Source organism: Methylobacterium oxalidis, assembly GCF_007992195.1.
Taxonomy (GTDB): Bacteria; Pseudomonadota; Alphaproteobacteria; order Rhizobiales; family Beijerinckiaceae; genus Methylobacterium; species Methylobacterium oxalidis.
Genome location: NZ_BJZU01000021.1, coordinates 16144 through 26055 on the forward strand (window position 1 = coordinate 16144; position 9912 = coordinate 26055).

The 9912-nt window shown below is 72.9% G+C and carries 8 protein-coding genes; 6 read left to right on the top strand and 2 right to left on the bottom strand.

All coding sequences use genetic code 11. From position 1 onward, the window contains the following. Positions 1-5: 5 nt before the first annotated feature. Complete coding sequence (locus tag MOX02_RS07085) at positions 6-1853, bottom strand: efflux RND transporter periplasmic adaptor subunit (protein ID WP_147025110.1); 1848 nt, start codon at positions 1851-1853, stop codon at positions 6-8. 44 nt (positions 1854-1897) lie between these two features. Next, entirely contained in the window at positions 1898-2206 is a 309-nt protein-coding gene (locus MOX02_RS07090) for a DUF3467 domain-containing protein (protein ID WP_238179386.1), read from the bottom strand. Positions 2207-2493: 287 nt separating this feature from the next. Here MOX02_RS07090 and MOX02_RS07095 point away from each other — a divergent pair, with 287 nt between their 5' ends. The 6 genes from MOX02_RS07095 (at position 2494) to MOX02_RS07120 (ending at position 9723) form a co-directional block, all read left to right on the top strand. Next, positions 2494-3546: a methyltransferase gene (locus MOX02_RS07095; protein WP_147025111.1), complete on the top strand. Its 1053-nt coding sequence runs from the start codon at positions 2494-2496 to the stop codon at positions 3544-3546. Beyond that, a complete protein-coding gene (locus tag MOX02_RS07100; protein ID WP_147025112.1) occupies positions 3543-4193 on the top strand; it encodes an AAA family ATPase in 651 nt (216 codons plus the stop codon). The genes MOX02_RS07095 and MOX02_RS07100 overlap by 4 nt, the downstream gene beginning before the upstream one ends. Beyond that, on the top strand, positions 4190-6601 hold the full coding sequence (locus tag MOX02_RS07105; RefSeq protein ID WP_238179388.1) for a tryptophan 7-halogenase: 2412 nt from the start codon (positions 4190-4192) through the stop codon (positions 6599-6601). Before MOX02_RS07100 ends, MOX02_RS07105 begins: the two co-directional genes overlap by 4 nt. Then, positions 6598-7470, top strand: coding sequence for a hypothetical protein (locus MOX02_RS07110; RefSeq protein ID WP_147025113.1), 873 nt, complete (start codon positions 6598-6600; stop codon positions 7468-7470). The genes MOX02_RS07105 and MOX02_RS07110 overlap by 4 nt, the downstream gene beginning before the upstream one ends. An 8-nt stretch (positions 7471-7478) precedes the next feature. Then, entirely contained in the window at positions 7479-8396 is a 918-nt protein-coding gene (locus MOX02_RS07115; RefSeq protein ID WP_147025114.1) for a radical SAM protein, read from the top strand. A gap of 535 nt (positions 8397-8931) precedes the next feature. Continuing rightward, positions 8932-9723, top strand: a complete 792-nt coding sequence (locus MOX02_RS07120; protein WP_147025115.1) for a SapC family protein — start codon at positions 8932-8934, stop codon at positions 9721-9723. Positions 9724-9912: the final 189 nt, after the last annotated feature.

A 9912-nucleotide genomic window follows, 5' to 3' on the forward strand; every position in this document is an offset into this window, starting at 1 on the left:
CCGCCTCACGGCCACCAGTGCCAGAGGGCGAGGCGCGCCCAGTCGACCACCGGCCGGGCCCAGATCCAGACGAGCAGGCGCCGGTCGACGTCGACCTTGGCGATGCCCTCCATGCCCGGACGCAGGCGGGTCGAGCCCTCCGTGATGCGGCCCTCGACCCGGAACAGGTTGCGGCCGTTCCTGGCCTCCGCCACGGGCGTGATGGTCTGGACGGTGAGCGCCTGCGGCTGGTCGGGCAGGGACGAGGCCAGCATCTGCCCGGTCTGGCCCTCGCGCAGGTCGGCGATCAGGCGCTCGTCGACGCTGAGCACCACCCGGTAGGCGTCGAGCGGGGCGATCTCGAACAGCACTTGGCCGCGGCTGATCGCGCCGCCGATCGACTGCGAGAGGTCGCCCGAGACGATCAGCCCGTCGAAGGGGGCGGTGAACTTCGCCCGCGCCAGCTGCTCGTCGATGAGGCGGATCTGCGCGTCCGCCTGGTCGATCTGGGCCTTGACCACGTTGATCGTGGCCGGCTGGCGGGTCGCCAGCGCCTTGTCGTACTCGTAGGTGCGCTGCTGGCGCTCGGTGACCCAGCGCAGGCGCTCCAGCGCGAGGTCGCGGTCCTCCAATGCGGCGAGGAGGTCGCCCTTGCGCACCGTGTCGCCGGCCCGGAAATGCGCAGCCTTCAGGTAGCCGTCGAACGACGCCACCACCGAGCGGCGCACCAGCCCCTCGACGCGGGCATCCGCGGTGACGCGGTAATCCGCCTGGATCAGCGACAGGGCGAGGATCGCTGCGACGAGCGCGGCGAGGCCGAGCTTCAGCCCGGTCCGGTTCGGTCCGACGATCCGGCGCAGCAGGCCCATCATCGAGTCGGCGGCCTTGAGCGCCAGCCAGCGGTCGTTCTGACGCTTCTCCTCGAGCACCGGGCCGATCGCCGCGCAGGTCGCCGAGATCAGGTCGATGGTCTCGGGCAGGAACGGCTGGTCGCCCGGCCGTTCCAGGGTGACGGCGCCGACGAAGCGGTCGTCCACGAGCAGCGGCACGGTGAGCACGCGCCCGTCGTGCTGGAGGCGGGCGAGGTCGGCGTGCGCCGTCGTGACGAAGACCTCGCCCGGCGGGGGCGGGAACAGGATCAGGCTGCGCTGATCCACCGCCTCGTTCATGCAGGCGCCGAGGCGGCGCACGAGGTTCATCTCGCGGCCGAACTGCGCCGAGTGCGAGATGCCGGCGATGCGGGCGACGCCCCGGCGCATGAAGCCGATGGCGACGCGCTGGCACGAGAAGGTGATGGCGAGGTCGGTGACGGCCGCCATGCAGGCGCCGCGGAAGCCCGGCTGCTCCAGCACGCCGGCCAAGAGATCGAGGGCGGCGCGCGAGCGGGCGAGGCCCTGCCGGTCCTGGCGGCCGATCACCTCGCTCTGCTTGGCGACGAGCCAGGCCGCGCCCCACTGCACCTGCCGCACCGCGCCGCGGAGCTCGTCCTTGTCGCGGGTCTCCACCGCGAAGGCCGCGACCGCGAAGGCGGCCCCGTCCGCGACGAGGGGGAGGGCGACGGCGGCGCGGGTCGGCCCGTCCTCCGTCTCGTGCACCACGGGGCGGTTCTCCCGCAGCGCCGCGGCGGCCGCCTCGCGCAGAAAGCTCTCGGATTCCGTCCCGGTGACGGCGATGGGGGCGAGGTCGCGTGGCGCCAGAACGCAGCCGCCCGTGGCGGCCGCCAGCATCCGGACCTGAAGCGTCAGCCACGCCTTGGCGGCCTCTGCCAGCGTATCGGCAGCCTGGAGGCGCTGCCACAGGGCCGGCTCGAGGACGGACAGGCGGCCGTCCGGTTGGGCCGCCGCTGGCATCTCCGCCGCCAAACGCTCGCTCATGGCTCGCCGCCCGCCCCGCCGGACCCGTGCTGCGCTGTGTGTGATCAGCCCTCGAGGTCGAGGCGCCCGTGGCGGGTCTCGTACTCGGCGAGGACGCCGCCGAGCACCGAGAGCAGGCGCTTGGCCGCGAGCGGGGTCAGGATGATGCGGTTCGAGAGGTCGACCACCACGTTCGCCGTCTCGGCGACGTTCCAGGTCCGGTTCGTGCCGAAGAACAGGTCGACCTGCTCGCGGGTGCCCTGCACGTTGACGACGTTGGCGAAGTGGGTCGCCATCCCGTCCTCGCGCCACTCGATCGCGCGGACCTTATCGGTGGCCTTCGCGTCGGCCCCGGTCCCCATCGTGTCGCTCACGGCGTCCCCCATTCGGCGCGGCGCCCGGACCGGCCCCTGCCGAAGCGGGGGTGATGCACCCAAGTCACCGTCAATGTCTTTTTCGAGTAAAAGCGCTCGTCGACGAGCACCTTGCCTTTGCTGCATATCGACTTCATGTTGCTTTGCAAGTGTCGCAGAGCAACACGATCAGTGCTATCCCCGCTCTCCGTGCTGGCGAATCAGGATTGGAATGTGGCGCGGACGATCAGCGTCGGGGATTTTGTGTTGATCCAGCGTCTCACCCCAGCATTCACGCCGCCCTGCCCATGAATGCGCCGAACAGGCTGTCGGCGGAGATCGGGTTTCCGCGTGTCGAGCGCTTCCTCGCCCACGAGATCGAGGCGCGGGCCCTCGCCTTTGCCCTCGAGCGCGGGCTTATCGGCCGCCTCGCGCGCAGGTCCGCCGCCGTGCCCGTCCTCGCCGCGGCCGCGCGCCTGCCGCCCGAGCGGGTGGGCATGCTCGTCGGGCTCCTCGTCGAGAGCGGCGTGCTGGCGGAAGAGGAAGAGGGCGTCGCGCTGACGCCGGAGTTCCGGGCCGTGCTCCCGGCCCGCGACCTGATCGAGGCGAAGCTCGCCTTCGCCGCCGCGGCGGCGGAGGACCTGCGCACGCTGTTTCCCGCCTTCGTCGCCGACATGCCGGCCTTCATGGAGGGCTCGCGCACCTTCGAGCTGTTCCGCTACGACCGCTGCTTCGCGCTGACGCCCGAGAACATCGCCGCGACCCGCCGCTGGGTCTCCTACACGACCTGCCTTACCCGCTACGAGGCCGGCCCCTGCCTCGACCGGATCGACCTGACCCGCCACCGCCGCCTGCTCGATCTCGGCGGCAACAGCGGCGAGTTCGCGGCACGCGCCTGCGCGCGGGCCCCGCACCTCGCCGCGACGGTGGTCGACCTGCCCGTGGTCTGCGCGCTCGGCCGCGAGAACCTGTCGGGGCGGGAGGAGGGTGCGCGGGTCGCCTTCCACCCCGCCGACATGCGCCGCGATCCTCTGCCCGGGGGCCACGACCTCGTGACCTTCAAGTCCGTGCTCCACGACTGGCCCGAGGAGGAGGCGCGCGCCCTGCTCGCCCGCGCAGGGCAGGCCCTGGAACCCGGTGGGTGCCTCGTGATCTTCGAGCGGGCGCCGCTGCCGCGGCGCGGCCGCCGGGCGGATTTCGCCGCCGCGCCGAACCTCGTCTTCGAGCCGTTCTTCCGCTCGGCCGACCTCTATTGCGACGTGCTGCGCGGCCTCGGCTTCGCGGATGTCGCGGTCGGCGCCGTCGAGCTCGAGACGCCCTTCCACCTGATCGAGGCGCGAAAGCCCGGGGGCCACCCGTGAGCGGGCCGGCCTTCGTCGTCGCCGTCGCCGGTCCCCCCGGCAGCGGCAAGACCAGCCTCGCCGAGGCGCTGAGCCGGCAGCTCGGCGGCGCCCCGATCCTGTCCTACGACGCCTACGAGCGCATCACGGCCTGGCCGCCCGACCGCGTCGCCGACTGGCTGCGGCGCGGCGCGCCCCTCGCCGAGGTTCCGCTGCCGGGCCTCGCGACGGATCTCGCCGCCCTCAAGCGCGGCGAGAGCGTGCCGGACCGCGCTCGCGGCGGCAGCCTGCGCCTGCCGCGCGGCGAGCCGCGGGTCGCCCTGTTCGACACCCTCCTCGGGCGCGCCCACGCGGGCACGGGCTGCCACATCGACTACCTGATCTGGCTCGACGTGCCCTTCGACGTGGCGCTCGCGCGCAAGCTCCGCAGCTTCACCGCCGAGGCCCTGCGCGACCCGCGCGCCGGGCCGCCGCTCCTCGCCTCCCTCGACGCCTATCTCGGCCGCTACGAGGATCTGCTGCGCCCGACCTACGCGATCCAGCGCCAGCGCGTGCGGCCGGGTGCCGACCTCGTCCTGCCGGCCGCTCCCCTTGCCGACCTCCTCGCCGCGGCGCTACCGGCTCTCGCCCGCGTCCTACCCGCGGCGGCAGCCGAGATCTCCCGATGATGCGCCACACCGCCGACACTCGAGCCCCGCGCGTCGTCGTCGTCGGGGGCGGCCTCGCGGCCTGGATGTCGGCCGCCTACCTTCGGCGCGTCCTTCGCCGGATCGGCTCGCCCGTGACGCTCGTCGCCGCTGCCGCAGCGCCGGAGCCGGGCGCCCTCGCGACGCGGCCCGCCTTCACCCGCTTCCTGCGCGGCTTCGCGGTCGACGAGGCGATCTTCATGCGCCGCTGCGGCGCGACCTACGCTCTCGCCAACCGCTACGACGGCTGGTTCGAGGAGGGCGCGGGCCACTGGCACCCCTACGGCGAGTGCGGGCCGCGCATCGACGGGCTCGACCTGTTCCACCCCTGGCTGAAGCACCGCCTGGACGGCGAGGAGGCGGGCGCCTACGGGGACTACGCCCCGCAGACCCACATGGCGGCGGCCGGGCGCGGTCCCGCGCCGGAGGAGGGCGGCTCCGCGGTGACCGAGGCGGGTAGCTACGGCTACCATCTCGACCGCGCCGGCCTCGTGCCCTTCTTCCGCGAGATCGCCATCTCGGAGGGCGTGCGCGCGATCACGGGCCGGGTCGTGGCGGCCGAGACCAGCCCGCTCGGCGACGTGGAGAGCCTCACCCTCGAGGGCGGCGCCAGCGTCGCGGGCGACATCTTCGTCGATGGCACGGGTGCCGCCGCCTTCCTCATCGGCGGGACCCTCGGCGAGCCCTGGATCGAGGACGCGGCGGCGGGCGTCTGCGACCGCCTCGCGAGCCTCGCGCTGCCGCCGGACCCGGCGCGCCCGCCCTTCACAACCTATGCCGGCGCGCCCGAAGGCTGGACCTCGCGCCTGCCGCTCGCCGGCCGCACCGAGGCGTCGCTCGCCTATCGGTCGGAGGCGACCGGACCGGAGGCCGCCGAGACCGCCTTGAGGGACTTGAGCGGCGCGGCGCCCGGCGCCGCGATCCGCCACCGCGTGCTGCGGACGGGCCGCCGCCGGGCGCCCTGGCTGCGCAACGTCGTCGCGATCGGAGCCTCGGCCCGGGACCCGGGCCCGCTCGGCGGGTTCGAGGCCGACCTGATCGTCTGCGCCCTCGAGGCGTTCGTGGAGCACCTGCCGCGCGGCGAGGGCGTGGCCGTGCTGCGCCAGGCCTATGCCCGGCGGATGAACGATCTCGCGGACGAGGCATTCGGCGCGGTGGCGCTGCACTACGCCCTCGGCCGCCGCACGGAGCCGTTCTGGGCGGCGGCCCGCGCCGCGCCGCTGCCGGACGCGCTCGCCGACCGGCTCGATCTCTACGAGATCGGCGGACGGGTCTCGGTGCCCGAGGCGCGCCTCTTCGGGGAGAGCGACCATTACCGCCTGCTCGCGGGCGCCGACCTCCTGCCGCGCCGCACCTTCGCGCCGGTCGACCTCGCGGGCCCGCGCGGCCTCGGGACCTTCCTCGCCGGAATCCGCGCCCGCGCCGTTCAGATCGCGGAGACGATGGCGCCGCACGCGCTGCTGATGGAGCGTTTGCACGGGCCGGCCGAGGCCCCGCGCGCGGAGGTTCGCGTCGCGCCCGCGGCGCGCGCCGCCGCCGGGCCCGAGGCGCTACGCCGGAGCGAAGACGGCGCCCGCCTCGCCGACCTGGTCGCGGGCCTCGGCCAGCCCTTCGGCTACGAGCGTTCCGTCAAGGCGTCGGCGGGCGTGCTCCAGACCGACCGGTTCCTGATGAGCCTGCACCGGACGAGCCTCGGCCCCGAGTCCGGCCCCGTCCTCGACGCGCTCGCGGCCAAGCTCGGCCTCGCCGAGGCGGCGCGCGCCGAGGCCGCGGCCCTCATGGCCGAGGCCGACCTGCTGCACCTCGGATACGAGGACGGGCCGGCGGGCCCGCTCTACAAGCTCTACGTCGAGTGGTCGGCCCGGACGGATGCGGCCTTCGCCGACGAGGGTGCGCCGGGCGGCGAGCCGCTCCTCGTGCACCGCGCCTACAAGTGGGACCCGCGCCGGCCGGGGCCGCCGGTCGTCACCCTCTACCACTGGCCGCGGGTGCGCACGCCCGAGGCGATCGCCGCGCGCCTCTCACGCCTCGGTGCGGGCGAGGCCGGCTGGGGCGAGGCCGGACCCCGCGTGCTCGCCCCGGCGCGGGCGCTCCTCGACTTGGCGCGGGCGCGCGGGCGCGGCCTGCCCCACTACTTGGAAGCCCGGGAGGCGCCGGGCCCGCGCCTCTCCTACGATCTCAACCTCTACGCCTGCGGCCTCCCGGTCGCCGCGGCCGAACCGCTCCTCGCCGGGGCCTTCGCCGATCTCGGCGTGCCCCCGCCCGAGGCCGCCTCCGTGCTCGCCGAGCGGCGCGAGGAATCCCTCGGCCACGTTGCGGGCGGCGTCGGGCGGGACGGGCGCCCCTTCCTCACGCTCTACTCCGGCGTCGCCGCGGGATCGGGTACATGAGACTCGATTCCGCCCGCGTCGAACTCGCCGCTCCGGACGACCGCTACGCCGATTACTGCCTGTGGGACTACGAGCCGCTGGGACCGACCACCGGCCGCCTGCGGCAATCGACGCTGCTCTGGCACTCGCTGGCGGGCGCCGGCGCGCACCCGCGCCTCTACGCGATCTGCGACGCCCTGCGCGCCGGTCTCGGCCCCGGCCGCAGCGTCTGGGGCGCGAAGCGGCGCGGCGCGGTCACCACCTGGGAGTTCTACTTCTACGACTATGCGCGCCTCGAGCGTGCGGTGTCGGTCGCGCGGGTCCTGGCGATCCTGGCGCCCTTCGCGCCGACGCGGCTCGGTGACCCGGAGGGGCGTCCCTACTTCATGTTCTCGCTCGACCTCGACGCGGCGCTGGCGCGGGGCGAGCGGGACCTCGACCAGATCAACATCTACGTGGGCAATCCCGGCAGCAGCGTCTCGTCCGGGCTCTCCTACGCGCTCACGCGGGAGGGCCTGCGCTTCGACAACCTCTACAGCTTCTTCGACGCGGCGAGTGAGCGCGAGGCCATCCGCGCCAAGGCCGCCTGCTCGGCCCATCTCGACCTCGCCGGCCTCGATCTCGACCAGATTCTCTGGCCCGAATTGATGGGCTGCCACACCGTCGTCGTGGCGAACAAGCGCCTGTGCGATGGCGTCTACTTCTCGCGGATCGGGATCGACCCGTTGATTCTCGCCCTCGAACGGCTCGCCTACCCGGCCGATCTCCTCGCCTTCCTGCGGGACGAGCGGCGGCGGCTCTCCCACCTGCTCTTCGACGTCGGCATCGACTACGCGGTCGTCGACGGCCGCCCGGCGGTGACGAAGAGCGCCTATTACGGATTGCTGTGAGGCGCGCGATGGCTCTCTACGACCACGCCGCCTACGTCTCGCTGACGATGGAGTTCCGCTGCAATCTGAAGTGCGTGCACTGCATGATCGAGGGCACGATGGACCGGCTCGCGCCGGAATCCGACGCCCATTTCGAGGCTCTGCTGGCGCGGAACGCGCGGGAGCGGCGCTGGACCGGGCTGATCCTGACGGGCTCCGAGATCACGCTCCGGCGCGACCTGCCCGACCTCGCCCGCCGCGCCCGGGCGAGCGGCTTCGAGCACGTGCGCATCCAGACCCACGGCATGCATCTCGGCCAGCCGAGCTTCTGCCGGCGCCTCGTCGAGGCCGGGATCGACGAGTTCTTCGTCTCGATCGCCGGCTCGGACGCGGCGAGCCACGACGGCCTCACCCTCGTGCCCGGCTCCTTCGAGCGCGCCCTGCGGGGGCTCGAGACCCTGGACGCGATGGAGGGCGTCGCGACGCTCACGAACACCGTCGTGACGGCGCGGAGCTACCGCCTCCTGCCCGGCATCGTGGAGCGGCTCGCGCACCTCAAGCGCCTGACGCAGATGGAGTTCTGGGTCTACTTCCCGATGGCCGAGCGCGACGCGAAGGGCCTCGTGGCCTCCCACGCCGAGATCCTGCCCTACCTGCGCGAGGCGGTCCTGCGGGCCCGCGCCCTCGGCCGGGCGGTGGAGGTCAAGAACTTCCCCGAATGCCTGCTGGGCGAGCTCGGCGACGCGCTCGTCAACGGCCAGCCGGAGCTGCACATCGACCCCGATTTCTGGCGCGAGTTCGAGCGCAACGGCTTCTACCAATGCGTCCACCGCGACGCCTGCTCCTCGCGGGAATGCCTGGGGCTGAACACCGCCTACATCGCGAAATTCGGGACCGAGGCGGAGCTTCTGAGGCCCCTGCGCGCCCGGCGCACGGTCCGCGCCTGATCGTCCGCGCCGGTCGGGCCCCGCCTGCGCGAAGCGACCGAATCACCGGGCCGGCTTCTCGTGCCTCCCGGGCCAGCCGCAGCCCTGCGAATCCGCGCCGGCGCCGGCCTGTGCCGGCGCATGGGGCCCGGAACCATCCGACGTCGCCCCGGCGGCCCGATCCCTCATCTTGATGTCTTCCAAGTCACGGCAGAATCAGCAGCCGCACCCGCCGTCACGGCGCGAACGGCAAAGACACCAAAAGCTCACGTGATCCGCAGCTCGACCGCTCGGAGCGCGCAGGGATCGTCCGAATACGCTGAAAATAGCGGCGAAGGATGCGCAGCTCGACTTTATTTCAGCGAATAGCTGTGCGCTCAGGGCCAAGCTTTGAGCCGCCTTTGATTTACCTCAACTGTGCTTTTCAGAATACGGCGTGCGGCGTGAGACGCAGGATCAACGCGAAACGCGCCGCCCATCTCCGCAACGTGCGACCGCGTTGGTACGAAGCGTACGGAACGATGCGGAAACCGCACATCCATCCCCTGGGGGACACATGACCAAGCAACTTCTGATCTACGAGCGCGCGGTTCCGGTGACGCGGCAGCGCCACGGCTCCTGGTCCGTCAAGGCGGGCACGACCTTCGAGTTCGCGCGCGGCGTCAACTCCGTGCCCCTGATGGTGGCCGAGTTCGGCAACGCGGCGGCCGAGTACACGATCGTGTTCGGCGGCGCCGCCGACGAGATCATCCCGGTGGCGCTCCTCGGCATCCGCGACAACGAGAACCTCTACGTCAACGATTCGGGCGCCTGGGCGGGCAACTACGTGCCGGCCTTCCTGCGCCGCTACCCGTTCGTGTTCTCCAGCGACAACGCGAACGAGGCCGACGCCACCTTCACCCTGTGCGTCGACGAGGAGTTCTCCGGCTGCAACGACGAGGGCCGCGGCGAGCGCCTGTTCGATGCGGACGGCGAGCGCACGCAGTACCTGCAGAACGTGCTCGGATTCCTCCAGGCCTACCAGGTCCAGTTCCAGCGCACGAAGGACTTCGTGAAGCGGCTGCAGGATCTCGACCTGCTGGAGCCGATGCAGGCGCAGTTCACCCTGCGCACCGGCCAGCGCTCGACGCTGTCGGGCTTCAGCGTGGTCAACCGCGACCGCCTCAAGGCTCTGCCTGCGGACAGGCTCGCCGAGCTGATGCAGGCGGACGAGCTGGAGCTGATCTACCTCCATCTCGGCTCGCTGCGGAACCTGACCCCGATCGCCGAGCGCATCGGCGGCGCCGCCGAGCCGGCGGACACCGCGCCGGCCACGCCGGCCGATTTCGAGACCTCCGGCAACGCCTGAGGCGGCATCGCCTGGGCCGCGAGGGGGCGGTCCGGGCGAGGCCCTCCGACAGGGATCGCCGCGCCGGGGCGGAGCGGCGGTCCAGACCACCGGAACACCTGAACGACACCCCCGGGCGCCTCTCGGCGCGCCGGGTCAAGCGCCTCGTGTGCGCTTCTCGGCGCGCGCCTTACGGCTGGAGAGAGTGGG

Coding starts and splice junctions, on each gene's coding strand:
- MOX02_RS07085 (WP_147025110.1), bottom strand. CDS start 1,853: ATGAGCGAGCGTTTGGCGGCGGAGATGCCAGCGGCGGCCCAACCGGAC.
- MOX02_RS07095 (WP_147025111.1), top strand. CDS start 2,494: ATGAATGCGCCGAACAGGCTGTCGGCGGAGATCGGGTTTCCGCGTGTC.
- MOX02_RS07105 (WP_238179388.1), top strand. CDS start 4,190: ATGATGCGCCACACCGCCGACACTCGAGCCCCGCGCGTCGTCGTCGTC.
- MOX02_RS07110 (WP_147025113.1), top strand. CDS start 6,598: ATGAGACTCGATTCCGCCCGCGTCGAACTCGCCGCTCCGGACGACCGC.
- MOX02_RS07115 (WP_147025114.1), top strand. CDS start 7,479: ATGGCTCTCTACGACCACGCCGCCTACGTCTCGCTGACGATGGAGTTC.
- MOX02_RS07120 (WP_147025115.1), top strand. CDS start 8,932: ATGACCAAGCAACTTCTGATCTACGAGCGCGCGGTTCCGGTGACGCGG.